General features: G+C 34.6%; 26 protein-coding genes and 1 pseudogene. 15 read left to right on the top strand and 12 right to left on the bottom strand.

Annotated elements, in window-relative coordinates; genetic code table 11:
* Positions 1-248: 248 nt before the first annotated feature.
* The 4 genes and pseudogenes from AC1PU0_RS16275 to AC1PU0_RS16290 all read right to left on the bottom strand — a co-directional run bounded on the left by AC1PU0_RS16275 (position 249) and on the right by AC1PU0_RS16290 (position 3,244).
* A pseudogene (locus AC1PU0_RS16275) lies at positions 249-1,202 on the bottom strand (dimethylarginine dimethylaminohydrolase family protein).
* Positions 1,203-1,270: 68 nt separating this feature from the next.
* Positions 1,271-2,035 carry a peptidoglycan amidohydrolase family protein gene (locus AC1PU0_RS16280; protein ID WP_206849720.1) on the bottom strand — a complete coding sequence of 255 codons (765 nt, stop codon included), beginning with the start codon at positions 2,033-2,035 and terminating at the stop codon, positions 1,271-1,273.
* 21 nt (positions 2,036-2,056) lie between these two features.
* On the bottom strand, positions 2,057-2,401 hold the full coding sequence (locus AC1PU0_RS16285; RefSeq protein ID WP_069653524.1) for a hypothetical protein: 345 nt from the start codon (positions 2,399-2,401) through the stop codon (positions 2,057-2,059).
* 480 nt (positions 2,402-2,881) lie between these two features.
* On the bottom strand, positions 2,882-3,244 hold the full coding sequence (locus tag AC1PU0_RS16290) for a helix-turn-helix domain-containing protein (RefSeq protein ID WP_479998582.1): 363 nt from the start codon (positions 3,242-3,244) through the stop codon (positions 2,882-2,884).
* A gap of 170 nt (positions 3,245-3,414) precedes the next feature.
* Here AC1PU0_RS16290 and AC1PU0_RS16295 point away from each other — a divergent pair, with 170 nt between their 5' ends.
* From AC1PU0_RS16295 to AC1PU0_RS16320, 6 genes are all read left to right on the top strand, one after another.
* Positions 3,415-4,152: a LysM peptidoglycan-binding domain-containing protein gene (locus AC1PU0_RS16295; protein ID WP_479998583.1), complete on the top strand. Its 738-nt coding sequence runs from the start codon at positions 3,415-3,417 to the stop codon at positions 4,150-4,152.
* 65 nt (positions 4,153-4,217) lie between these two features.
* Complete coding sequence (locus AC1PU0_RS16300; protein WP_479998584.1) at positions 4,218-4,457, top strand: hypothetical protein; 240 nt, start codon at positions 4,218-4,220, stop codon at positions 4,455-4,457.
* A gap of 4 nt (positions 4,458-4,461) precedes the next feature.
* A complete protein-coding gene (locus AC1PU0_RS16305) occupies positions 4,462-4,773 on the top strand; it encodes a hypothetical protein (RefSeq protein WP_479998585.1) in 312 nt (103 codons plus the stop codon).
* 101 nt (positions 4,774-4,874) lie between these two features.
* Positions 4,875-5,165, top strand: coding sequence for a hypothetical protein (locus AC1PU0_RS16310; protein ID WP_479998586.1), 291 nt, complete (start codon positions 4,875-4,877; stop codon positions 5,163-5,165).
* Between the two features lie 878 nt (positions 5,166-6,043).
* Positions 6,044-6,628, top strand: a complete 585-nt coding sequence (locus AC1PU0_RS16315; RefSeq protein WP_479998587.1) for a recombinase family protein — start codon at positions 6,044-6,046, stop codon at positions 6,626-6,628.
* 65 nt (positions 6,629-6,693) lie between these two features.
* Entirely contained in the window at positions 6,694-7,050 is a 357-nt protein-coding gene (locus tag AC1PU0_RS16320; RefSeq protein WP_479998588.1) for a hypothetical protein, read from the top strand.
* Positions 7,051-7,130: 80 nt separating this feature from the next.
* Here AC1PU0_RS16320 and AC1PU0_RS16325 read toward each other — a convergent pair whose 3' ends face one another.
* Together AC1PU0_RS16325 and AC1PU0_RS16330 are read right to left on the bottom strand one after the other, a co-directional pair.
* Positions 7,131-8,981, bottom strand: coding sequence for a Z1 domain-containing protein (locus tag AC1PU0_RS16325; protein WP_479998589.1), 1,851 nt, complete (start codon positions 8,979-8,981; stop codon positions 7,131-7,133).
* Entirely contained in the window at positions 8,978-10,183 is a 1,206-nt protein-coding gene (locus tag AC1PU0_RS16330; RefSeq protein ID WP_479998590.1) for a restriction endonuclease PLD domain-containing protein, read from the bottom strand. Before AC1PU0_RS16330 ends, AC1PU0_RS16325 begins: the two co-directional genes overlap by 4 nt.
* 178 nt (positions 10,184-10,361) lie before the next feature.
* Between AC1PU0_RS16330 and AC1PU0_RS16335 the strand changes: the two genes are divergently transcribed.
* The 8 genes from AC1PU0_RS16335 (at position 10,362) to AC1PU0_RS16370 (ending at position 19,049) form a co-directional block, all read left to right on the top strand.
* Positions 10,362-11,504 carry a DNA cytosine methyltransferase gene (locus AC1PU0_RS16335; RefSeq protein ID WP_479998591.1) on the top strand — a complete coding sequence of 381 codons (1,143 nt, stop codon included), beginning with the start codon at positions 10,362-10,364 and terminating at the stop codon, positions 11,502-11,504.
* Positions 11,505-12,201: 697 nt separating this feature from the next.
* Positions 12,202-13,719: a DNA-primase RepB domain-containing protein gene (locus tag AC1PU0_RS16340; RefSeq protein WP_479998592.1), complete on the top strand. Its 1,518-nt coding sequence runs from the start codon at positions 12,202-12,204 to the stop codon at positions 13,717-13,719.
* Between the two features lie 355 nt (positions 13,720-14,074).
* Positions 14,075-14,326: a hypothetical protein gene (locus tag AC1PU0_RS16345; RefSeq protein ID WP_111247007.1), complete on the top strand. Its 252-nt coding sequence runs from the start codon at positions 14,075-14,077 to the stop codon at positions 14,324-14,326.
* Between the two features lie 11 nt (positions 14,327-14,337).
* Positions 14,338-14,691, top strand: coding sequence for a hypothetical protein (locus AC1PU0_RS16350; protein ID WP_479998593.1), 354 nt, complete (start codon positions 14,338-14,340; stop codon positions 14,689-14,691).
* Positions 14,682-16,151, top strand: a complete 1,470-nt coding sequence (locus AC1PU0_RS16355) for a T7SS effector LXG polymorphic toxin (RefSeq protein WP_479998594.1) — start codon at positions 14,682-14,684, stop codon at positions 16,149-16,151. The genes AC1PU0_RS16350 and AC1PU0_RS16355 overlap by 10 nt, the downstream gene beginning before the upstream one ends.
* A gap of 8 nt (positions 16,152-16,159) precedes the next feature.
* Positions 16,160-16,645: a hypothetical protein gene (locus tag AC1PU0_RS16360; RefSeq protein WP_206850713.1), complete on the top strand. Its 486-nt coding sequence runs from the start codon at positions 16,160-16,162 to the stop codon at positions 16,643-16,645.
* Positions 16,646-17,457: 812 nt separating this feature from the next.
* A complete protein-coding gene (locus AC1PU0_RS16365; protein ID WP_438757791.1) occupies positions 17,458-17,724 on the top strand; it encodes a hypothetical protein in 267 nt (88 codons plus the stop codon).
* A gap of 152 nt (positions 17,725-17,876) precedes the next feature.
* Entirely contained in the window at positions 17,877-19,049 is a 1,173-nt protein-coding gene (locus AC1PU0_RS16370) for a site-specific integrase (RefSeq protein WP_438757789.1), read from the top strand.
* Between the two features lie 69 nt (positions 19,050-19,118).
* On the opposite strand, the gene mnmG is transcribed toward AC1PU0_RS16370, so the two are convergent.
* Positions 19,119-21,026: a tRNA uridine-5-carboxymethylaminomethyl(34) synthesis enzyme MnmG gene (gene mnmG, locus AC1PU0_RS16375; RefSeq protein WP_479998595.1), complete on the bottom strand. Its 1,908-nt coding sequence runs from the start codon at positions 21,024-21,026 to the stop codon at positions 19,119-19,121.
* Positions 21,027-21,039: 13 nt separating this feature from the next.
* Entirely contained in the window at positions 21,040-22,437 is a 1,398-nt protein-coding gene (gene mnmE, locus AC1PU0_RS16380) for a tRNA uridine-5-carboxymethylaminomethyl(34) synthesis GTPase MnmE (RefSeq protein ID WP_479998596.1), read from the bottom strand.
* Positions 22,438-22,749: 312 nt separating this feature from the next.
* Here mnmE and AC1PU0_RS16385 point away from each other — a divergent pair, with 312 nt between their 5' ends.
* Positions 22,750-23,091 (top strand): hypothetical protein, encoded by a 342-nt coding sequence (locus AC1PU0_RS16385; RefSeq protein ID WP_206849725.1) that lies wholly within the window; start codon positions 22,750-22,752, stop codon positions 23,089-23,091.
* Between the two features lie 224 nt (positions 23,092-23,315).
* On the opposite strand, the gene jag is transcribed toward AC1PU0_RS16385, so the two are convergent.
* The 4 genes from jag to rpmH form a co-directional block, all read right to left on the bottom strand.
* Positions 23,316-24,083, bottom strand: a complete 768-nt coding sequence (gene jag / locus AC1PU0_RS16390; protein WP_206849726.1) for an RNA-binding cell elongation regulator Jag/EloR — start codon at positions 24,081-24,083, stop codon at positions 23,316-23,318.
* A gap of 15 nt (positions 24,084-24,098) precedes the next feature.
* Positions 24,099-24,926 (bottom strand): membrane protein insertase YidC, encoded by an 828-nt coding sequence (locus AC1PU0_RS16395; protein WP_206849727.1) that lies wholly within the window; start codon positions 24,924-24,926, stop codon positions 24,099-24,101.
* 4 nt (positions 24,927-24,930) lie between these two features.
* On the bottom strand, positions 24,931-25,281 hold the full coding sequence (gene rnpA, locus AC1PU0_RS16400) for a ribonuclease P protein component (RefSeq protein WP_479998597.1): 351 nt from the start codon (positions 25,279-25,281) through the stop codon (positions 24,931-24,933).
* Between the two features lie 690 nt (positions 25,282-25,971).
* Positions 25,972-26,106 (bottom strand): 50S ribosomal protein L34, encoded by a 135-nt coding sequence (gene rpmH / locus AC1PU0_RS16405; RefSeq protein WP_010762140.1) that lies wholly within the window; start codon positions 26,104-26,106, stop codon positions 25,972-25,974.
* Positions 26,107-26,752: the final 646 nt, after the last annotated feature.

Consider the following 26,752-nt stretch of genomic DNA (forward strand, 5'->3'; position numbering starts at 1 on the left):
TTGTTCATCATCTGTTCTGGCATAGCCAATCACAGTGATTCACAATAAATAACCCGCTCTTGGGGAAGAGCGGGAAAAGGAGTTAAAAAATGAAAAAGTGTTTTGTTAGGGTTGTTTGTTTGGTATGAACATATAATAACTCTAATTTGTGACTATTTTGTGTCGAAATTTTGGTTTCTTTATTACGATTGTTTGGTAAAAATCTGAAGTTATTTTATCTTTTTATAAAATTCGAGTAAATTCCTAGATTAATAGCTTGTTCTCAGTAGTGCTTGTGTTGTACATCTAAAAGAGCCACCGAATATTCTTGAAACTTCGTAATCTAATGTTTCTACTTTGACGCCATGACTTTCCAACGCTGTGATCAACTGTGTGAATGACTGATCTGTCCATACACAGAGTCATTAATCGGAAGGCCATTTGCCATCAGTAATGAGGCTTCTTTTAAAGAAATAGTTATCTTATCCCAGTTGTCTAGCACATTGGGTAACTGATCTAAAAAAGCTTCTTCGCAGTAAATCATCACCCCGTCTGTAACCATGCTTAGAGCACAATCTAGGTGCAGTATATCTGGATGCAAACGTACTGGTATAACCTCATAGTCCCAGTGAGCTAACAGTGTCTTCAGCCAATTGATTCCATTTTGATTGCTGGCCAAACCTGAATATCCAACAAATAATTTTTTGCCATAAACCAAAACATCGCTTGCCTTCTAGAAATGGCCCTGTTTCACTTTCTGATCCTTCGGAAATATCTGGTTGTGGTGTGTTCTGCATACTTGGATTCTTCCTTTAGAATAGCTCGTATCGGCGAGATTTCCAAACGTCGGTGAGCAAACCTCAAGTTGCCTTCAATGATGAAATTACCAAGTGTGAAAAACGGATCTCTGGAAAAAAAATTAGCATAGCTATGTCCACTCTCTTTTCCTAATGTCTTTTCATAAGTTGTCAACCTCCGCGCCTGATAACTTCTACAACATACGAGGCTAACAATTGAAGCATCTGCTCTTTTTCCCATTTTTTCTGCATATCTGGGTAAAGATCACCTATATCACCAACTTTATTCTTGAAAAGTTTTATGTTTGTTTCTGATAGAAAGCTTGTATCTAACTCGTCCTCCTCTTCAGGCAAATAAAATTGTGATTGTGCTAAAACAACTCTTTTTAATGGAGCAAATTCACTCTCTATAAAATTAGTTTTCATTAACTATCTCTCCATCTATCGTGACGTTTCCATCATTATAGCAAGGTTACTTTTGACAGACCTTTTAATCAATTAAAAAAACCTGTTCCCCAAGTTGTATTGGTCTGCCCATCATCTGGCCCAACGGCAATATAGCGCCGAGCACCTCCTTGACTGATATAGCTGATCCAAACATAGCCATTACTATGAAGATAGTAATCATAGTGGACTGCCATACCAGGTAAATAATAATCTAGTGCGGGGCTTATCACCTCATCTGGTTCTGTGTCTTGACTTACTGCTAATTTTCTATCTGGATAAAATGTACCTGACATTGAAATCAAGCCGGTTTGTTGTTCTTTCGTCACAGAAATTGGTTGTGAAGGATTTGGTTGTGGTTTTATTTGACTGTTTCCGGGTTTTCCATAACGATATACAGTTAAGGTAGGGCAGCCGTTTATTTCCCAAATCGTATCGTGATCGTTGACTGTAATACCATTATAGCCATAATTACAATGAATGATCTGATCTTGATCATCTAAAAAAATGCCTGTATGTCCTGCCTCTCCACCTGATGCTCCTCGATTTCCCCAGATAAAAATATCTCCTTTTTTAGCAGGATAATTTCCTGAGGCATCTTCTTGGACTTGTATCCAGCCAGTTTTTTCCAAATGTGAGAACAGAGTATCTGTATTGCCTATCATTCCACTAGTAAAAAAACCACCGCTGATCAAAGCGAAGTAAACCGCACTTGAACAATCGTAGCTATTAGGGCCTAGCCTTGCATTCATTGAGTACGTGACGGTTCCTTTACGGTCTGTCATCCATTTAATCATATTTTCTGTATTAGCCATCTTCTTACTCCTTTAATTTTTTTATAGAATCGTTTTAGCAACTTCTTGAACTTTTTGGATGATTTCTTCATCCTCCATCCAATTGTCAGACTGAATCCACTGGTGAATCAACTTCATTTTATTTGGCGTTTCTGGGTCTTTACCAATTAATTGTTCCGATTCAACTAATTCATAAACAAACGTATTCAGGATATCTATATCTAGCTTTTTTTGTATTTGAAGAATATACGTCAACGGAGGATTCCAATGTTGACTAGCAGCTAAGTTCGCTTTTCCTCCAACTAATTCTGTCCAATTCAGTTCTTTTTTTATTCTTATTTCATCGATTACTTCCCAAAAATCGCTGATTGTCTTTATTGTCCGCACTGATTTTACTCCTTTGTTTTGATTTTTATTGATAGGTTGATCTTACTCTATATTTAAGGTAATCGACTGTTACTTTACTGTTAAAAATCTCCCAAACTTCTGATTTAAGGCTGGTAAATTGAGAATGTTTCACATGAAACAAAAAAAGCTTGAGATGCAGGTCCCAAGCTTTTCACTATATCTATTAATTTCAGTTTATTTTTTACTTCTTAAGTATTTTCTGGTTTTATCTTTGCTATCTTGCCTTGTTCGATATAGTCGATTAATAGGATTTCATTACGCTTCAGTGTGTTTCATTAAGCAGAGAAAACTAGGTAATTTTGTGTTTCTTATTGCAGTATAATTCGATAAGTTTTATTGCAATGGCATTCAATATAGCATTCAATTTATACAGTAGATGGTAGCTCAAGATTAATAAATTGAAAGCTCAATACTCAAAAACATTCCTTCATACAAAGCTATGAGGGAATGTTTTGATTTCTATTTGATATTGATTAATGTTCGAAGTATAGAGAGATATTCTAAGCGGTTAGGATGAATATCTAGTTGTTTAACTAAGTCGATAACTTCCTTAGATTCAGGTTTATCAAACTCTTTCTCGTCCTCAATAGCGCCAAAAAAATCTAAATAAGTCATTTGTAGCCCCTCTAGAAGAGCACAAAATGTGACCAAAGATACCTTTACATTTCCTCGTTCGATTTGTACTACTGTATTACGGCTAATACCTGCTCTCTCGGCAAGCTTTTCTTGTGTAAGTCCTTGCTTCTTTCTTAAGTAAGTAATTTGTTGGATTAATCGATTAGCCTCTTCATTAGCAACAGCTTTTACCTGTTCTTCATCCATGATATCTACCTCTTGTTTTCGGTTATTTAGTGAAATTATCAGGGATACAAAGATGAACTGCCATTCATTATAATTGTCATTTTAATTAAAATGACAATTAATGGTATCTTTTTATTAAAATAGGCAGTATAATATTTTTGTAAAGAATAATAAAAGGAGGAAACAAGTAAATGAAGAAAACACTTGTTACTAGTTTAGTAAGTACAGCTATATTAGGAGGAGGTCTTTTATTTGGCCAGACGTCAGAGGCAACGAGTTGGACAGCAAACTTACCAAACACTATTCAACTAGTTGAAGGACAAACAAGCTATACGATGGTCTTAGGTGATACACTGTGGGCGATCTCTCAGCGTACAAATTTGACTGTTCAAACTTTAGCAGATATTAATAGCGTTAACCTATCTCTAGGTGAGCAATACAAATTACCCGTAGGTCGAACAATTTATTTTAATGAGGATAAGGTAACTGTAAAAAATGGAGCTGGCGATGTTGTTAGCGAAACGATTATTACAGATCAGCAAAAAGTAAATCCGAATCAAAATCCGGGTGAAGTAGTCGATCCCTCTATTGATGAATCGACTAGAACACCAGAAACAAACACTGGTGAGGAAACTGACACGTCAACACAACCAACAACTCCAGAAACACCTATAAATCCAGAAGGAAACAATGGTACTGATGGTGGAGAGAAGCCGGTAGAGCCAGGCAAACCCGTTGAACCTGAAAAAGTATATGCTGGTGACATGATTCCAGGAGTAGATAATGGAGCTGTAGGTACTTGGACAGATAAGAATGCAATGATTGCATACATTGAAGCGAACTGGACAGCGAATATTGAAAATGGGACATGGACAGAAAACTATTCTATGACACACAACGGTTACGGTTGGATTGCACTGTTTTATTAATAAGGGATAAAAAGGAAGGACAAAGGTTGCTTTGTCCTTCTAAGCTATATGAGAGGGGAACGAAAATGACAAGCTTTAAGGACTGTTTTACGAGGGATGAATGGATTAAATTAATGGAAGCAAAAGAGGTTGCAGCAGGACATCCAGTTCAGTTGACCGTTCAACGTAGACTATCTGGTGGGCTAGCTCACTACTGGTTATCTTTAGGTGAAATCGCACTTATCGGAAAAGGCTTCTACGTATCCGATCATTTATGGTCAGAAACAGAACTTCTTATCAAAAGTCATTTTAACATTGAGGAGTAAAGTCATGGTAACTAACAAAAAAATGCTCATTACAGGGAGTTTTATACTCATCGTGTTCATTATCTATAGGGAGATTATTTTAGGACTACTACTAGTTGGGCTTACATGTCTAGCAATTATTGGCTTAGCTATATACCTGTTCATGAGGACGGGCAAATCGATACATAGTGAGTTCTTTAGTCAAGAAGAAAGACAACGGACAAAAATAGTTAGGGCACAAAGAAAACAAACTCAAGAACGCTTACGGATTGCAAAAAAGAAAGAAAAAGAAGAGTATCAAAAGAATACATATGACAAACAGAAAACTTGGGAGTAGTAGCTTAGAACGGATAAGCTACTACTTTTTTATATGAATTATATTTAGGGGGCTGTCGTAACTCAAAGATGGCGGTAGAATGAATCGTAAGAGGTGGTAAGATGAAAGTAAACGAGTTTATGGATAAACAGGTATTAGACCAATTAGCGAGTTATCGCTTGCTATACGGGGATCAAAAAATTCGATTTGTTATTCCACATGTTGGTGGATATTTTGTAGACCTATATTTGAAGCAACAAAAACTAATGGAAATTGATTTAACTAGTTCAGAAGAAATCGAAAGTTTGTTGTTATATTTAGTTGCTTTGTTTCCACGGTACGTAATAGACGATCAACTAGATGCAGAAACGATTAGAAGAAAGTATAAAGCATTCTCAGAGCCTGTATTTTAAGAAAAGGAATGGCATGAACTAGTGATAATTCAACAAGCGTTACGCAATCAAAAACTTCAGCTCGTGGTATATGAAGAGGACAGCTACTACAGTTGGAAAAAGATGGAATTTGTTTATATGTACTAAAAACGAAAGATGAATACCATCAACAATCTGCAATGGAACTATTGAAGCAACTCTTTAACTTGTCAGAAATTAGAATATGACTATCGAGCTACTTTATGAGGTTTTAGAGATTGTGACATACAAAATAAAGTGCATGTAGAATTATCTCCTATCAAAAATAAATAGAAAAATTATATTGCTGGATGCTGAAGTAGAAAAATTCATGTTCAGCATTAAAAAATCGCTAAAAGTATGAGAATCAAAATTACATTGTAAGAAGATTATTTAAAACGTTGAGGGAACGAATTACATTTTAGAGAAATAATAATAAAAATGAATAAAATCTTGAGGACGATAATTACATTATAGAAGATAGTTTTGAGAACTCTTCGGTTCGAAATTACATTGTAGAAGGGGAAACACACATAAATTTAACATAATATCTCTAAACCTAAAGAGGAAGCAGATGTGAGTTGATGGTGAGTTTTAATGGGAAATGCATAAATGACGAAAAATGGCTAGATAAATAAGGGATTTTGAAATAAAAAAAGGAAACAGGTCAAAACTCACCCCAAACTCACCTAATAAAAATTTTAGTAATATGTAATTTCAATTCGAAGAACAAAAAATGACTAGTATGTAATTCTTGAACGGAAAAGCTATGGTCACAAACTTAATAGTTTTTGACCAACGAATTGTTTATTGAAGCATCAAGCTTAATCACTAGTCATTAACTTAGGTCAGAAACTAATTTGAAAAAAGGGGAGTTTTCAATGATTTTTGGGTATGCGCGAGTAAGTACAACTGCTCAATCATTACATGAACAATTGGAGCAATTAAAGCTATCAGGAGTGAAACAAGAAACTATCTACAAAGAAAAATTCACAGGAACTAAAACTAATCGTCCTGAGTTTACTAAATTATTATTAGCTTTAGAAGATAATGATACAGTTGTGGTAACAAAGCTAGATCGATTTGCTCGAAATACAAAAGAAGCATTAGAAATAATCGAGCCATTACTGGAAAGGAACATTACGATTAAAGTTCTTAATCTGGGAACCATTGAAAATACAGCAATTGGACGAATGATTATGCGTACACTTTTATCGGTCGCCGAAATGGAACGTGATATGATTGTAGAACGTACACAAGAGGGGAAAGCATTTGCTAAGAGAAATAATCCAAACTTTCGTGAAGGACGCCCTAAAGCTCAAATAACGGATGATAAACGTCATGCTTATGAGTTGTTGCGAAGTGGTTTGAGCTATAACGAGGTTTCAAAAAGGACAAAATTGAGTGTGAGTACAATTCAAAGAGTAAAACGTAGAATTGAAGCGGCTAGTCAAAATGATGATTAGTACGTATCGATTTGTGATAAAATTAATTACAACTATTTGAATTTATTAGAATCGAGGGGTGCAAAATGTCTTATGCAATAAAAATTGATATAAGCAATGATCTGGTAGTTTCACACAAAATTAAATGGAATGATGAGAATGATTTAGATGTTATTCAAAAAAGCTTGAATGTAGATTCTGTGGATGTACAGTCACTGACATCTTCTATTGATGCGTGGGTAGATGATATCGGAGCTTTAAAAAAAGGAAATTATCTTATAGGGTTAAATATTATTGGTAATGAATATAAATTTGCAGGAAAAGTGCTTTTACTAGGGTTGGATGAGGAGACAGGTAAAACTAGAGGCCTAAATGAAAAAGAGATAAAATGGATAAATCAAAATATTCAATTATGGAGGAAGCCAGTTGGGTACATAAGTTAAATTTTTAAGTGCGTTTAGTTTATGAAAAAGAACGTTAAACCATACTGGAGTTAACGTTCTCTTGTTTAACTGAAAATAATTTATTCGATAATATAAAAGTTTTTTGATTTTGGAAATTTGATATTGGGTACCCACAGGGGATGCCCTCCCCAACCTTTTTCTTTTTGACCTTTTACACAATACAATGTTAAAACAAATTGATCTTCATATTGATTTGTTTCATTCCAGTCATTAGAAGAAAGTAATGCTCGTGTTGCACGAGTGATATCTCTATCTCTTCTAACTAACAAACGACCCTGAGTTGTGGGTTTGTTTTTAAATAAAGATTCAATAATATTGATATAACCTTTTAAATTGAATGATTCCTCAGTTTTGAAGCATTTCAGGAGCTGAATAACTAAGCCTAAACTAACATTTATAGAAGCATCATCATCTTTAAATTTATTAACCATTGCAGTAATATCTTCGAAAGAATGGTTTTCTGGTTCAAGTGGAAAATGATTAGAACCTCCGACCACAATATCTAATATAGATTTATCCAATACGTTGTTTCGTGTGGGGTTAAGACCGTTTGGATAGGCAATAGTGAACTTTGCCCCTCTTTTTACTTGATCAATGATGTGATTGTTAGTTTCATTTATATCGTTAAATAACTGATACAACTCCTGTGTACAATACAAACTAACCAATCCAGGATCTCTATCATAACCAAACATACGGTTATGTTGCCACATTGTATCAGCCTGAGGGTTTTTACTAGTACGAATATAATAAAATGTGTTTAATCGATTGAAAGTTATACCTCGTCCAAGTGTATTTCCGCCAATAATAAAGTTACACCCGGTTTCGTAATCAGAACTGGTATCGGTACTAGTTCCATTCAGGGTTAATATCTGATAATTAGAAGAGTCTAACAATACTTGGATTTTATCAATTAAATCAGAAAAGAGAACTTTAGAGCTTTTTTTGGGGTTAATTAAATTATATTCAGATTCAATCATTTTGGTGATTTCAACATTATTAATATGTGTTTTCAGATATAAAAGCATCTCTTCCAATTCACTTTTTGCCTTTTTGTGGGAAGTTTGTCGAATACCTGGATGCATCAGACAATTAGATACATTCTCACCACTTAAGAAAGATTGAGCTGTCACAACTAGATGACGGATTATGACTTCTTTCATACACTCCTTTGGAGTTTTACTATCAACAAATCTTATATAGTTTGGTACCTCTCCTGAAGGTGGGAAGAAAAAGTTTCCCCCTAGGTATCCTTTTCCTGGTTCAAAATAGTAAGTAAAGGTTGGATGCCATTCAGTGTTTAACGATTGGAGCAGTAAAGCTTGAGGTGTACCAGTTACCTGAAGATAGATACTTGCAATAGCTGTATCACGAATTTCAGTTAAATATTTGTTAATTGTAGATACATCATTCTGATTTACTTTAGTATTTAAAGAGGCTGCATCTGCTTCATCATCGATGATAAACAGTGGATTACCCTTGAAACTTTGCATGTTTTTTAAGATGTTTGCCCATTCTCTTAATATACGAGTATTTTTCTTTAAAACAAGTATTGCGGGTTTTCCGTTTGCGTTTTTAAATTTTTGTTCTTCTTTTTCGTCGCAAACAACAAATTCAGTTAAATCCTGTTGTGTTCGTTCAAAAGTTTGTTGCTGTAGGCGTGTATTATCAGTAGTTAGTAAAATAAAAAAAGGGAAACCTTGGTCGGCTGCTTCACATGCTATAGCAAAGACTTGCCCAGTCTTTCCAGATTGAACATTACCAAGTAACATACCTATCTGATTTGATCTATAATCGAATTTAGATAGATACATATTACCAACATCATTAGCCGTCTTCTTTACAGAATCTGATAATTCATCTTGATTATTGTCTCTAATACTTTGTACATAAGTTTCTAAAAAAGTCATCGATTGTTCCCTCCATCATTATCAAATTTTATGGTCCATACATCAAGTGGTTCATAATGCCACTGACTCTTATCCAAACGACCATTAACTTTTCTTTCATATACACGCCCTAGTTCTTGGCGATTTGTTTTAGTCAAGACTAATACTTTCATACTAGCTTGTTGAAGCATTTCTGAAGTAACAACACCCAAAAGATCCTTATCTTTGTTTACATCATCAATAGGAGAAAGCAACCCATTAGCTACAAGCCGTCCTTTAATCCATCGGCCTAAAATACGATCGCTATCATAAGCTGTAAATTGCTTATGATTGGCACTTGTAGTATGGGCTTCGAAATGATAACCATCATCTGTAACGACGAAGAAGGGTTTGCCAGTGGGATATGAAGGTAAACTCCAAACATCTTTTGAAACAGTTAATTGAGTTTCATACCAATTACGTCGATTATATGTGCCATTAGAGTTTTTTCTACCTGCACCATAGCAAACATTGATATTAGACTTTGCAAAATCATTTCCATTATTGCTGAAACGTTTATCAAAGAAAGGAGCTTTGATTGGAAATCGAACAGTAACATTTGTTTCTAGTCTTTGATAAGACTTGACAGCACTTTCCTTAAGATCAGTTACATTTTCGATTCCATTCAACAATTCAATTGGTTCATGAACAATTCGGAATCCTTCTAAATCTGATGCTAAAGATGTGCAAGAACTCTGCAACATGTCAATATGTTTACCAAATTCAATATTTTTTTGAGAATCGCTGATAGAAGTAGATATCTCGTACTGACGTAATGTTGTTCCTGTAGGAGCAAGTACACTGAGATTTGCAGACCCTTCAATTGTTCTAAATATGCTTCCATTTTTCCAAAAAGTATATAACTTTCCATGGTAACTCATATTGTTAACCAAATGGATGTTTCCTATATTGTTACGGGTCCATTTATTATGCAATCTAGTAATCTCAATATATATGCTTTCCGGGATTCCATCTGTAGCATACATACCAGCAATCAAAGTGACATTTTTTAACCCATACTTTTCTACTAAATGGTCAAGTTCAATTAAGCTACTTCTCGAGACATAACCAACAGCGAAAACAATTTTATCTGAAAGTGCTATGCTAGCTTTAATCTCATTTGCAAGAGTTTTCTGATTCTGTCCAATAGTGATGGGAGGTATATTTGAATAAAGAATTTCCATGCAATCAATCCTTTCATTTTGTTAGTCATATATTTATATATTAATGATAGCTTGTTTGCACCTTTTTATCCACCCCCATAAGAAAAATAGTTAAATTTTGTTGCACTTCTTTTGATTAAGGTATAGTATATTAATAAGCATATGCTAAAACTTACGTTCGCATATAAGGAGGACGACAATGATATTTAATACAGGAGAACTGTTTGCAGGCCCTGGTGGTGGTGCGTATGCAGCTATGACTTCACGATTTGTAGATGAAAATGGTGAAGAATGGGGGTTCGCACACGAGTGGGCCAATGAATATGACCCCGATACTGTTGAAACATACAAATTAAATATATTACAAGATCCAAACGCCACATCTGTTTATTGTAGAGATGTTAGGGGGTTCGATTTGCATGATCGCAATATTCTAGGAGATATTGATGCTTTGATTTTTGGTTTTCCATGTAATGATTACTCATTGGTTGGAGAGCAAAAAGGACTTGATGGAAGTTACGGCCCACTATATCAATATGGTGTAGAAGCGCTTCGAGAATTTCAACCAAGAGTCTTTATTGCAGAAAATGTTGGCGGTCTTTCATCCGCCAATGAAGGTGAAGCATTTATTCAAATAGTACGTGAATTACAAGAAACAGGTTATACGCTTACACCTCATTTTTATAAATTTGAACAATATGGTGTCCCTCAGGCACGCCATCGTATTATTATTGTTGGTATCAGGAATGATTTAGCCATTGCGGGAGTTGAGTTTAAAGTACCTGCACCCACTACTCCTTATCCTGAACAATATAGGACTTCCTTGGAAGCAATATTGGAGCCTCCAATACCAAACGATGCATTCAATCATGAATTTACCAACCATAATCCGAGAACGGTTAATATGCTTTCTTATATACCAGAAGGAGGAAATGCTTGGGTGGAAGATATTCCAGAAGAATATCGTCTAAATGTAAAAGGTGCTAAATTGAGTAATATATATAAAAGATTAAATAGAAACACACCCTCATATACGGTAACGGGTTCTGGTGGAGGAGGAACGCATATGTACCATTGGACTGAGAATCGAGCGTTAACGAATCGTGAGCGTGCTCGTCTTCAAACTTTTCCTGATCATTACCACTTCCAAGGTGGGAAAGAAAGTGTTCGAAAGCAAATTGGGATGGCTATTCCCCCAGAAGGGCTGAGACATATTATGATGGCTATTTTAAAGACATTTGCAGGGGTTGATTATGAATATGTTGAACCTACTCAAAAATTACAACCAGCTATTTTACTTCAAGAAGCTGGAGAAGTTGTAGCTAATTTGGTAAGGATATAATTGTGTTAGGAAAATCTTCAAAAGATTTAAAACAAGCTATTGAACATAACTTATAATGAACTTGGGATGTAAGTCCTAAGAAACATAGAACAGAAGACTAAAATTCGTAAAAAGGATTTTCAGTTTTCTGTTTTTTATATTATAGGGAGAATTATACTTTTTAGATAGCTTACATCATCTTTAAAGCGAGTCATTGGATAAGCTATCTTTTAGAAGGGGAATAACATAATTTTCAGGAAATCTTGTAACTAATAAGTAAATAGTAAATAGATATAAGAAAGTGTTGATAGAATAATGTTATAGGCAGCGTAGTCAGGTAGTATATAAGAACTTCTTGTCTATTATAGTATTATTATATTAAAGAGCAGTTGGAAGTAGAGAATTATAGTGTACATAAACGGGGAGAGAAAATTTACTATATTGTGAGAGATAAATATGCTTCTTTAAAATGCTTTTCGGATGACGACTTGATTATATCAGATTGATTAGTAATTATATGTACTATTGTTATGTAGATACAGAACAAAATAACTAATCTTAATGCAATTTAAAATTTATTATTTAATCTTCCAACTTGTAAATTTAAAAAAATCTACAAAAGTGTAAAAGGGCCTAAAATCCGTGATATGATATATCTATAGTTAAATAAGTGCGCACGAATTTGCTATAAAACGAAATTAATAGGGGATGTATTCATATGATTAATGATAAATCAGATGATAGCATGACTAATGAGTTTTTAAGCTTATTCAAAAATGGGTTAACTTACGGTTATGTAGTCATCGTTCAGTTTTTAACAGAAGAAGTAATTGGAATTGAAGAAGACGATGTTTTGACACAGGGAAAACCTGTTACAAAAATAGAAAGAGTTCCTTATCATCGCTATTTTGAGGTGAAAGAAGAGAACTATTTTAAAAGTGAATACCTTGAAAAAGATAGGAAAGAACGATATTCGGATGTATTTTTTAGTCCATTCATTTACAGTGTCTATAAGAGAGAGCAAAAAAGCTCTCTCCATTTGACTGCTTTGTATGTAGACATAGATAATTGTATGACTGAACAAGTACTTCCTAGGCTGAATAAACTGCCTGATGAGCTTCAACATCCTACAGCAATTATTCGCTCAGGAGGAGGAGTTCATATCTATTGGATACTACAATATAAGCATAAGGTATCTAAATGTTTGAATTTGTGGAAGAAAACAATGAGAAAACTAAAAGATGATTTAGGTGGAGACCCTAAAGTAATAGATCATGCTCGATTAATGCGTTTACCTGGTAGTTGGAATCCTAAATCAAATAGTAAGTGTGAGTTCATTACATTTAACCCAGAGAATCGATTTGATTTATTTGATGTTGCTCGTGCTTTAGGTACATACAAAGATCGGAAACCTAGTGAATTTCATATTACTAAAAAAGATACTAAAAAAATTAGTAGACAGAAGGTACAATATAAACCAGGTAACTATGCACAGTATTTAAAAACTGATTTAGTAGACTTAATGAAGTATCGAGCAAAAACAGGAGTAGATATTGGTCACCGTAATCATATGTTGTTTATTTTAAAACAACTAATGAGCTCTGACGAAACATTGGATTATTTAAACCAAAAAGTGTTTTCTGAACCTTTACCGGATATAGAAGTAGCGTATATAAAAAATTATAAAGCACCATTGTCCTTTCCAAAACGGAAAAATGTAGTAGAAAAATTAGAGGTAACACCTACAGAGCAAAGCATGTTTAGGTACTTAACAGATGAAGATGTATATGAAACCAGAAAAGCAATCAAGTATATAAAGAATAGAAAACTTCGTTCTGTAGTAGGCTTTTTGCTGAAATTATTACAAAGAAAGTATGCTAAAAGTAATGTAACACTGAAAACTATTGCACATGACCTATCCATTAGCACAAAGACTGCTTCCAAATACCGAAATAGTCGAAACACGAAGAAGAATTATATTCAGGTGAGTAAAAGTTTAGAGGTAGTACAACAAGAGAATGGAGAAGCTAAAAAGTATATCCCTTCACTTGAGAGAGAAAAATACAAGAGGCCTGTGATTGAAGAATTAGAAAACCTTCAGAAGCTAATAGATAAGTTTCTGACTCTCGTAGAGAAAAGCAAACCATTTCAAAAGAAGCAATTAAATGCCAAAGAGTATAAAGAATTACTGAGGTTGATTAGAGAGTTAAAAATTCTAAAAGATGAGTGCTTGTAGCACTGCATCATCGGCTGAGTAAAAGAACACCTAAAGGATGTTCCTATTAAAGGATATCTTTTAGGTGTTTTATTTTTGGTAGTACAACAAATTAATGTGTTGATTAATATAAAGCAATCAAAATAATTTTAGAAGCTATTTAATACAAGCAAATGTGAGTTTAGGAGATTAATAAAAAACTGTAGTATGAACAATTAAACTGATAATTCTAATATAATCTACAAACAGAGTAAAATTATCAACTATCTTAAGAAAAATGAATGAAATAAGTAAAAAAATTTTCTAACGAATGTCAGATATCTTGATTATATGGTAAAATTAACTTGAACTACGCTCAAGATTAAGGAGGGAACGAATGGTGAATATTGCTTCAGATGTTGGAGCTGCTACTAGAGCAACCACAGGAATTAACGCTGTATCCGTGAATAAAGGAACTCACGTTTCTCTAGGTAAAAGCAACATCAGTAGTATGAAAAAAGGAACAGAAGTGACGAATCAATTACTATCGGATTTATCGCAGCTAGTTGATTGCGTGAAAGAACAGAGTCAGAAATTTCCGAAGATAGCTGAAATCATGGCAATTGAAGATAGTAAGATCAAGTTTTAAGGGGTTGTACCATGGATAAGAATGAACAAGAACGAGCAACATATAATCGTTTAATCATCGAGAAGGAAAACAGCGTTGATGACTTAAAAAATGACCAACGAAAAATAGAAGATAGTTTACAACAGTTGCAAGATGATTTACAGAGAGGGTATCGCACACTTAGCATGCTAAATGATGAAGAGTTTCGTGAAAACCCAGAAAACCTTCGATTACAAAGAAAAACCGAAGAACAAGAACACTTTTTTAAACGTCAATTAAGCGAAGCTTTGGAAGAACTCTCTGAAAGTTATACGAAACAAAGAAAAGTTCTCGATGATGAAACCGAAGAGCTCTATAGAAAAAGAGGTGAAATTCCTTGGGATTAATTTATTCTAGCTCGGACTCAGCACAATTAATCAGTGCATTAAAAAAGAATCTCCAAAGTGGGAAAGAGGCTTCTCAACAACTAAAAGCAGGTAGTCAAAAAGTGATTGCTGCAGTAGATGGCAAAACGCTCTCTGGTGCTGCTTATACCGCAGGAAAAGGTCTCTTTAGTGACTTAGTTTTACCGACTATTAGTAAAGTAACATCAGCGATGGATCGTATTGAGCAAGAGCTACAAACATATACTAACGCTGATCAGAACATATCAAGTGAAGGAACGCTAGACGAAGATAAGCTGAATCAACAAATTGCGACAAAAAAAGCAATGAAAGCGTCTGTTGACGCTTCTGCAGCAGTTGCTAGAGCGTTGTCGAGAAATAATCCTGTTGCGAAAATCTTGGATGCCTTGTTAGATGTTCAAAACAATTTGAATCGGATGTCGAATACGTTTGAAGAGGATATCCGAGAATTACAGAAAAAGTTAGAAAAACTACATCAGTTCTCTTCGCAAACGAATAGTCTTTTTGCCACTAGCTTAAATGATATGAAGATTGCCATGCAAGGTGTCATGATACTAAATAATACAGTTGTTAATCGTGACGGGACGTATCAATTACCTACAGGTGTAGATAGTAGCTGGTTTAATCAATTGAAAGAAAAGGATCTCGATGAGGATAGACAACCAGATGTAGGCGATCGAGAATACAGATTAATTGATTTAGGGTATGGTAAAATGTGGATGTGGGTGAAAAAAGGAAAGACTTCCGCTACAGCCGCAGATATTGATGTAACTCTTGCCTATAATAAATGGCTTAGCCGAATGATTGATAAATATGGCTTAAGTTTCATTCAAGGCGATCGTCAAAAAGGTGTAGATGAATTATTTTATGAACAAAATGCGACCTTGATAAAAGAATTAGCTACGGGGATTGATAGTGTGACAGGGAAGAAATTAACTCAATCGGAAATGCTTGGAAAAGCTTCCTTGTTAGCGAATAGCATGATTACAATCGGTGTGATGGTCAAAGGCGTAGTTAATGTAGGGAAAACGCAAAATGTTAAACCTAGAAATACTAATAAGAAAGCCAGTGGGTCTGATGTTCCGAAACCGAATGTGGGAGTTGTTCAGTCAAGAATTAATGTAGCAGAAAATCCAACGAGATTTAGTCCATCAAAAAATGCTGGAATGAAACATGTTAGAGATAGGCATTTTAACCCATCAAAAAATGCTGGACAGTTTACTATTCCTGAAACAGATTTGAAGAATATTCTACAGTCAAAACCTGTTATAAATACACCTGTGAAACAAATAGAGTCTGGGGGATTTGAAAGGATAGTAGATGTAGGAAGAAATGTTGGAACAGTTAAACCTAGCTTAGGTGGAGAACCTACTACATGGATAAAAATTATAACGGATAAAGCAGGTAATATAATTACAACTTATCCTATACCAAAACCATAGGAGGATATATGGAAGAAGAAATTTTAAGAATTTATAACAATTTTTCTATTAATAATCTAGATACTTTTTTTGATGAATTGATAAGCTATGTTAATAAATATGATTCAATCTTTTTAAAATATACTTCTTTAGAATATTTAGATGGAATTAAAAAATTGGATTCAAAAAATTTAATTTTAGGACACTCGGATGACAATTTTGAGATTGCAATACCATTCTATATGAATCAAATTAACAAAGGTTTAAATGAAGAAGAACTATCTAATCAAGTTGCTTCGCTTATTTGGGATTTAAGTGCATATATGACAGATGAGGAATGCCCCAGTTGTCATGATAGTAACTTGCGTTTAACCATAACAGCTAGTAAAACAAGTCAAATTATTAAATTTTGTGATGAATGCTTATACACTGGTATTAATGGTAAGCATGTTGATATTGAAGATGATTTAATTCCAGCATCAAAAAGTATAGTTAAATCATATTTAAAGGATTAATAAATAAAAAAGGCACTCTACTACTCGACGGGAATCGAGAAAATAGAGCCTTGAATAGTAAGTCCAAGCTCACTAATCAAGTTGCCAATAGCTAACAGAAAGCTAGCTGTATTTATTGTACAAAAATTCAAAGAACTTTTCTAGTCTTTTTGACCGTTTCTTGAGTGTACAATCATTTCAACTAGAAAATGTAAAAGTTATTGAAACGGTATTAGTGAGGAAATAACCACTGATACCGTTTTTTCGTGTATTAAAAAATTGAAGGAGTGAAAAAATAATTCAAATAGAAAATAAGCAACCCCTTAAAGAAATTAGTCACCAAGATATTTATGCGCTTTATGATGTATGGGAACAACTGCAATCATGGTAAGAAGTGTTGCCTGTGTTGAAAAAACACTTTGAAAATGAGAACAGACCAGTAAACAATTTCTAATAGTTTTAGAATGGTTCCCACTAAGAACTCGGTAGACAATGTGATTAATCTGATCTCATAACAACAGAAAGGAAAGTATATACAAATAAAATATAACTTCTAATTACAAATCTGGGTAACAAAACAAAAAAACTCAAAATGAATGGTATAAATTACTTTTAAATATTCATTTCACAAACATATACCGTCAAAATAAAAAAATTTTTAAGCTAAAACACCTTTGTTACAAGGTTTAAACTACCTAAATGCAAAAAGAATGCTTTCTTTTATGATTTTTTGTATTGCAACCGTTTTCTCCATGTTATCATATTTTTACAAATTTGGTTCGAACAAATTTAAAAAAATTATTACTATAACATACAAAAGGAGGAACAAAATTATGTTTAGTTCAGAATTTGAACAAAAACTGTTTAATTACATTAAACAAGTGCATATGGACATGCTACGAAGAGCCGAAATGCAAGCTAATAATTTACCAGAATTTATTAAACAAAAAAATGTCGAAAATTATTATGATGGAATAAGTATCAATACATTGCATAAGTATGAACAACACGGTTTAAAAAGATGCAAACCGATAGAAGATGGCAGTGTCTATTATCAGAAAAAAGAATTAGAACGTTTTATGCTTAACAATATAGAATAAAAAAAACAATTCATAAACAAGGTAGTTTTAGAGATGTGAAGCTATAACAATGATTGATTAATGTTTAAAACATAGTTACTATAGTTATAGTTTTCTCTCTAGTGAATCATTACCATCTACGTCAAACTAAACTAGAGAAGGGATACAGAGATATGGCAACTATTAAACAATATAAAAAAAAGGATGGCTCTGTACGTTGGATGTTTCAAGCATATTTAGGTATTGATCCAACGACTAGAAAGTCCGTAAAGACTACTAGAAGAGACTTCAAAACGAAAAAAGAGGCTAAAAAAGTTCTCAATAAGATTCTCAATGAATTTGAAACAAAAAAGTATAATGATTCTTCTACTAAGATTAAAACATTTAAGCAGCTTTACGAAATTTGGTTTCATCAACATTCATTAGACATTAAAGCTACCACCCAACAACGAATTAGAATACATTTTGATAAACACATACTTCCTAAATTTGGTGAACTTTCAATAAATTCTATTGAACCATTATATTGCCAAAAAGTATTAAACAAATGGGCTTCGCAACTTGCTACTTACAAGCAATTACGAACCTATGTAAACATGGTATTCAAATATGGCATACTTATTGGTGTTGTTAAGGATAATCCTATGATAAGAACTGTTACACCTAAATCAAGATTGAAGATCCACAAAGATGAAGCCGAGAGCTTTTACACAAAAGACGAATTAAAAGAATTTTTTGACTGCCTAGAAAGGTTAGAAGACAAACGAGCTTTTACTTTCTTTAGAGTATTAGCATTCTTAGGCTTAAGAAAAGGTGAAGCTATGGCTTTACAATGGAAAGACATTGATTTCAAAAATCAAGTAATCTCTATTGATAAAACGCTTGTGGAGTTACAGAGCGGCAAACTACTTGTGCAGTCTACAAAGACTGATTCATCTAATCGAACAATTAGAATAGACGATCGTACAGCATCTATCTTAAAAGAATGGAAAAACAACATCCTCCAACGTAAACTCTCTCTGGGCATTAGAAATGATAATTTTGAAGACAATGTAGTCTTTAGCCAATCGGTACTTTATAGAGAAAAACAATATCTTGGAAAATCTTACCCCAATCATGTAATGGCAAAAGTACAGAAACACTTTCCAGATATGAAAATAATAAAAGTACATGATTTTAGAAAAACAAATGCATCTTTACTATTTGAGAGTGGAGCAAGTATAAAAGATGTGGCACAAATTTTAGGTCATAAATCTACAAAAACAACAACTGATATTTATGTTAAAGTCACACCTACTAAACAAACTGAGACTGTTGCTAATTTCTCAAAATATATGGCTTTTTAAACAAATGGCATTCAATATAGCATTCAATGAGTTCTAAATGTTTCACATGAAACAAAAAAAGGCTTAGTATCAAGCCTTTTCTGTCTTCACCTTTGCTATCTTGCCTTGTTCGATATAAACCATCAAAATCGAAACATCAGCAGGATTCACACCGCTGATTCGACTGGCTTGAGCAATTGTTTCTGGTTGGATTTTTTGTAATTTTTGTTTTGCTTCTGTCGCTAATCCATTGATTGCTTCGTAATCGATATTTTCTGGGATTCGTTTGGCTTCCATGCGTTTTAGTTTGTCGACTTTTTCCAAGGCTTTTTTGATATAGCCTTCATATTTAAGTTGAATTTCTACTTGTTCGATGACTTTATCATCTAATTTCGCATCTGTTGCTGGGATAAATTGTATCACTTCACGATAGGTCATTTCTGGGCGTTTTAAGAAGTCTCCTGCTAAAACCCCATCTTTCAACGGAACGGAGCCTTTCGCTTCTAAAAATGCTTGTACATCCGCTGTAGGCTTCACTCTGACTGCGTTTAACCGAGCGATTTCGGCTTCGACAGCCTTTTTCTTTTCAAGATAGGCAGTATATTGGTCTTCTTTAACTAAACCAATTTCATGCCCTTGTTCTGTCAAGCGTAAATCCGCATTATCATGACGTAAAATCAAGCGATATTCCGCTCTAGATGTTAATAAACGATACGGTTCATTTGTTCCTTTTGTTACTAAGTCATCGATCATCACACCAATATAACCGTCGCTACGTTTCATTACAAACGGATCTTTACCTTGCACTTTAAGTGCCGCGTTGATTCCTGCAATCAGTCCTTGCCCCGCTGCTTCTTCATAGCCACTGGTACCATTGGTTTGCCCAGCTGTAAATAGACCATCGATTACTTTCGTTTCAAGGGTTGGGCGTAATTGATGTGGTACAACAACATCGTACTCGATCGCATATCCTGTACGCATCATTTCAGCTTTTTCTAATCCTGCAATTGAATGTAAGATATCAGTTTGAACATCTTCTGGTAATGAAGTAGAAAGCCCCTGAACGTAAACCTCTTCAGTGTTCAATCCTTCTGGCTCCAAAAATAGTTGATGGCGAGGTTTGTCAGAAAAACGAACGATTTTGTCTTCGATCGATGGACAATAGCGTGCCCCTACTCCTTCAACAATTCCTGTAAACATCGGTGCTCGGTGTAAATTATCTTGAATAATTTCATGAGTTCCTTCATTCGTGTAAGTCAACCAGCAAGAACGTTGGTCCAAATTATACGCATCATCCGGCGTACTGAAACTAAAGTGATTTGGTTGTTCGTCACCAGGTTGTTCTTCTGTAACAGAATAGTCGATCGTACTGGATTTCACGCGAGGTGGTGTCCCCGTTTTGAAACGATCCATTTCAAGGCCTAATTCCTTCAAGTGATCGGCTAAACCAATGGATGGCAATGAATTATTGGGGCCGGAGGAATATTTTAATTCACCAATGATGATTTCTCCACGCAGGGCTGTTCCAGCTGTAATGATTACCGCTTTACTCTGGTATTGTGCACCTGTTGTTGTGATAACCCCTTTACAAATACCCCCTTCTACGATCAAGCGTTCCACGATTCCTTGTCGTAATGATAAGTTGTCCGTACGCTCGATAGTGTGCTTCATTTCTGTTGCGTAAGCGTGTTTGTCCGCTTGGGCGCGCAAGGCGCGAACGGCCGGACCTTTTCCTGTGTTTAGCATCCGCATTTGGATGTATGTTTTATCTATATTATGACCCATTTCACCGCCCAACGCATCGATTTCTCGAACCACGACTCCTTTGGCTGGACCTCCCACAGAGGGGTTACATGGCATAAAGGCTACCATATCTAAATTGATTGTTAAAAGCAACGTTTTGCTGCCCATACGAGCGGATGCTAGGGCTGCTTCTGATCCTGCGTGACCTGCTCCGACTACGATTACGTCATAAGATTCTGCTTTAAATTGATTCATCGACTCTTCCTTTCTATTTTCCTAAACAAAATTGACTGAATAATTGGGTAATCAGCTCGTCCTGAACACTATCGCCGACAATTTCACCTAAAAAGTCCCAGCAGCGAGTCATATCCATTTGAACGAGGTCAACCGGCATTCCAGCTTCAATTCCTCTAATCACTTCATCTAGCGCTATTGCTGCCTGATCCAGTAAAGCAATGTGACGGGTATTGGATACGTAGGTTGCATCTTTTTCTCCTGTTTGTCCACCGAAGAAAAGATCAGCGATTTTTATTTCTAATTGTTCCATTCCAGTATTGGATAAAACAGATACTGGTAAAATTTCTTCGTCATGAACATGTTGGTTTAATTCTTCTCGATCTAATTGAGGCGTTAAATCCATTTTGTTTAATAAGATCACACGTTTCAAGCCTTCTGTTGCGGCTAGTAATTGACGATCTTCTTCTGTTAGAGGCTCATGTTGATTTAGAACTAGCAAAATCAAATCTGATTCAGCCAATGCTTTACGGCTACGCTCTACACCGATTCGTTCCACAATGTCTTCTGTTTCTCGGATTCCTGCTGTATCAATCAATTTCAATGGAACTCCGCGCACATTGACATATTCTTCGATGACATCTCGTGTCGTTCCCGCTATATCTGTTACAATTGCTTTTTCTTCACGTAATAAATGATTTAGTAAACTCGATTTTCCTACATTTGGACGGCCGATAATGGCTGTACTTAGCCCTTCTCGCAAAATTTTTCCTTGTTTCGCTGTCGTCAATAAACCTTCGATCTGAGCTTTGATAAATCCAGCTTTTTCAAGTAGTAATTTTGTCGTTAATTCTTCTACATCATCGTATTCTGGGTAATCAATATTAACTTCAACTTGGGCTAATGTTTCTAAAATCTCTTGTCTTAATGAACGAATCAAAGTGGATAAATTTCCATCTAGTTGATCCAACGCCACGTGCATCGCTCGATCCGTTTTTGCCCGAATCAAATCCATCACAGCTTCTGCTTGAGACAAATCCATTCGACCATTTAAAAAAGCTCTTTTCGTAAATTCACCAGGTTCAGCCAAACGTGCACCTTCTCTTAACAATAGTTGCAATAACTGGTTAACGACCACGATACCGCCATGACAGTTGATTTCAACAACATCTTCTCTCGTAAACGTTTTTGGTGCTCGCATGACTGAAACCATCACTTCGTCTAACAAACTGTCGTCTTTAGGATCATGGATATGACCATAATGGATCGTGTGAGTAGGAACATCTAGTAGTTGCTTCTTGCCGGAACGATATACTTTATTTGCAATTTTAATCGCTTCATCACCACTTAAACGGACAATGCTGATTGCTCCTTCGCCAGGTGGCGTTGAAATTGCGGCGATCGTATCAAATTCTAGCGTAATTTGTTGCATGGTTGACTGACTTCCTTTCGTTAATGGATTGAGCCGTTTTTTTCGTAATAATGACTACGTTAAACCACTCGTATCTTTTGTTACTTATGTATACATCTATTTTTGGCTACAAAAAAAGCGCCCACTCCACCCCTATTTTTTCAGGTTGGATCTAGCACTTTCACTGCATCAATTCCAATTAATTTCTTGACATAGAATATCATATTTTTGTTTTTTTCGCAACATTGTTTATTCACTGAAATCATTCATAAATTTTGCATTTCTACCGTTTTATCTTTAAAATAAACCTAATAAATTAAGGAGGTTCCTAAGATGAAACGAGATAAAAAAGATGAATTTAATGAACAAGAACTAGAAAATCGTTTAAGTGGAATCACATTATCTACGGGAAATGTCAACAAAAAATATATCGTTCGAGATATTGTTTTTGCAACTGATCGAATCGAGACAGACTTATTTTCACCAGATGTCAATCCAAATGATGTATTCAGTGGGGTTTATCGTCAGTTGAAAGTGATTGCATTTGAATACGAAGCTGATGCTGTCATCAATTGTCATTTTGAAGAGAAATATGTAGAGTATCAAGGAAAATGGGTTGTAGAAATTTTTGCTTATGGAACAGTCGTTCAATTTACACAAACAACCATTGGTTAAATATTAGAAAGAAAAAACCTGATCCTAAAAGGATCAGGCTGGAAGAAGCACGAATGCTCCAACTACTTTATCATCGTATTTTGTACGTTGATAAGAATGATTTCGTTTAAAATATACTTTGTTTAGTAGTATTTGTCAATGTATTTTTTTTATATAATTATCTGATTTAAACAATAAATGCCTCTTTAAAAAATTTATTTTAAAGAGGCACTTATTGTTTAATACTATTTTTTCACGGGTTCAACAACCAGATAGCGATAAGGTTCGTCTCCTTCTGAATGCGTTTTGATGTGATCATCTTTGCTCAAAGTAAAGTGGATTTGTTTTCTTTCAAACGCTGGCATTGGTTCTAGAAAAACCGGACGACCAGTTTGCTTAACTTTTTCTGCCGTTCTTTCTGCTAAGCGTTGCAAAATCGCTTGACGTTTTTCACGGTAATCACCAACATTTACTACCACAGACAATTTATTTTCCGCAACACGATGGACGAAAACTTGTGCTAAATACTGAAGCGCATTTAAAACTTTTCCGTGTTTTCCGATCAAAATCCCTTGTTTATCTGTCTCTAAATGAAAAACCAACAAACCATCTTTACGCTCTAAACGAACTAAAGCAGGTGCATTCAACTCTTTTGAAATAGTTGTTAAATACAGCGCTAGTTCAGTGATCGCTTCTTCATCTTCTAGGTTTTCCAAGACTTTAGGTCCAGAGGTATCTGGCATTTTAGCGGCCAATAATTCGTCAACAGCTGTCTCTACTTTAACTTCCTCGTCTGCCACAATGACATCTTCGACTGTCTCTACAACAGCTTCTGTGATTTGTTCACTGACAGTAGGCTCGATTGAGACTTGAGCACGTTTTTTACCGAAACCCAAGAAACCTTTTTTAGCATCTGTTATTACCTTGATCTCTACTTCTTCTTTTGATAAATTCAGTGCGTCCAACCCTTTAGTTATTGCTTCTTCAATTGTGTTTCCCTCATAAACCGGCATCTGGAAAACCTCCTTTTATTTTTTCTTATTTTTTTTCTTAGGATTCATTGCTTTCTTCAATGCTCGTTCGCGTTCTTTCACTTGTCGTTCTGCTTCTGCACGCTCTTTACGGATTTTAAATGGGTTATTGATTAATAATGTTTGTCCTACTTGGAACGCATTTGAAACTACCCAGTAAAGAGATAGTCCACTAGCTAAACTCATACCCATTACAAAAATCATCACTGGCATTACGAAGTTCATGATTTTTAATGACGCATTTGATTCAATTTGACTCATACTAGTTAAATATGTGCTGGCAAATGTAAAGACTGCCGCAAGAATCGGTAAAATCAAATACGGGTCTGGTTTCCCAAGATTCAACCACATAAAACTTCCTTGTTTCAATTCTGGCACACGAGAAATTGATTGATATAGCGCCATCATGATTGGCATTTGAATCAATAATGGTAAACAACCAGCATATGGGTTTACATTGTTTTCAGCATATAGTTTTTGCTGTTCTTCACGGAATAAACGTTGCGTTTCTGGATCTTTTGAAGAATATTGTTTTTGTAGCGCTTTTAATTTTGGCTGTAATTCTTGCGTTTTGCGCATACTTTTCGTTTGGAAATGCATCAATGGTAACAAAATAATTCGAATCACTAATGTAAATAGAATGATCCCGATACCCGTATTTGCTGAAATGGACAAAAATTTAATTGCTTCAGCGAAATAATAGACAATATAGCGGTCCCAAATTCCTGTACTGCTTTCATTAATTGGGGCTGTTCCACAGGCTGACAACACAAAAACAAGTGTAATCAAACCTGCCATCAATAATAGGCGTTTATACTTCTTCACAAAACTATTCCTCTCTTATTTTCAAAATTTTGGCAAGTTTTAAAACATGCGTTACGTTGCTATGAATTTCTTCAGAAGTCAACTTGTCGACACCAGGTCTTGCGATGATAATAAAATCACAAGTTGGATCGATTGATTCTTTTAGTTGGTAGATCGACGTACGAATTTTACGTTTTACAGCGTTCCTCATAACGGCATTCCCGATTTTTTTACCTACGGAAATTCCTACCCGAAAATGCTTTTGCTCTGGTTTTTCTAATACATAGACAACAAATCTTCGGTTCGCACAGGACTGTTTATGTTGAAACACTGCTTGAAATTCTTTTTCTTTTTTTACTCTATAGGATTTTTTCATCTGCATCCCTTTGTTTCTTTCTATCTTTCTTTTTTACTCACTCTACAATGATAGCATATTTTAGTCATTTTTTTTCAAAATTTAGGGAAAATCTCTAGAGATTTTGGTCTTAATGACTCTAATTTTATATCTTATCATTTTTTTTGTTTTTTTACACTTTATTTTATGGCATTGAGAGATTTTTTGAGGTTAGTTTACATTGAGATAAGTATGGGTTCAATTTTTAGCGTTTAGCTTGTAAAAATCGGAGAAATCGAACCAAGATGGCGTGATTGAGAATAAGACTGTTATTTTCGTATGATTATTACTATATTGGATTACTTTTTTTAGTATTAAGCGTTTGGTAACTTATTAATAAGTGAGTTCTCTTCCTTTGATCGCCAAGTATTGTTCATCAACGGACCACTCTGTTCTTCTTGATTTAGAACATAACTATTATCTTCGTTCGATTAATACTCTTACTTTTCGTTCATTACTATACTACTTTTTTTTGGTGTTAAGCGTTTGGTGATTCACTAGTAATATAACTTCTCTCCCTAAGGTCGCCAAGTATTGTTCATCACCTACTCTGGCGAAGCCAATCGTAGTGATTCACAACAAAAGAACCCTTTATTATTTCCACACATACATTGTGAAGATAATAAAGGGTTCTTAGTTTAAACTTGATTCGTTATTTAAAGTCAACATAGATTATGCTGAAATAACTTTTCTGCCTTTACGACGTCTGCTCGCTAATACGTTGCGACCATTTTTTGTGCTCATGCGTTTACGGAAACCGTGAACTTTTTGACGTTTGCGCTTGTTTGGTTGATACGTTCTTTTCATCTCTTGTTCCACCTCCTGAAATTGTAACTATCCATCAATACATAGACATACTTTGATAGTATAACTAGTAATAGGTAGGTTTGTCAATAAATTTTCTGGAATAAATTTTTCTTCTTATTGAAATAAGTTATCCACAAAAGAGGAAAGTTTAGGGATAACTTGTGGATAGTTTTTTTGAGACATCTATTTCTTTTTAAGTTTCTTCTGCAGTTTTGCACAAAAAAACAGGCTGTTAAAAAGTTATACACAAATTATTTTCCGACTGTGTATAACTTTAAAAAAAGCTTGAATTACTTGATTTTGTTTTACAGAAACTGTTGTGGATAAATAAAAAAACAATGAGAATTCCACCGTTTTATTTCTCTATGTGGATAAGTTTATACCCTTCTGTGAATTTTTTTTCCACAATTCACAATTTGCCTGTGGAAAAACTTCCAAAAAAATGCTAAAATTCTATTTGCTTATCTATTTATAGTTGTGCTGCATTTTTATATAGAAAAAGTTTTATCTAACTTCGTGGGTTTACTCTTAGAAATTGATACAAGATGAATGTAAGGACTCTTGCTTCTATTCATCACTGGATGTCAAAAATTTTAAGGTGAAGCGAAGTAGAGTGTTGTTACTTATATATTAAGGAGGTCACCAT

Source organism: Enterococcus sp. XAF26B05_ASV22, from assembly GCF_056727285.1.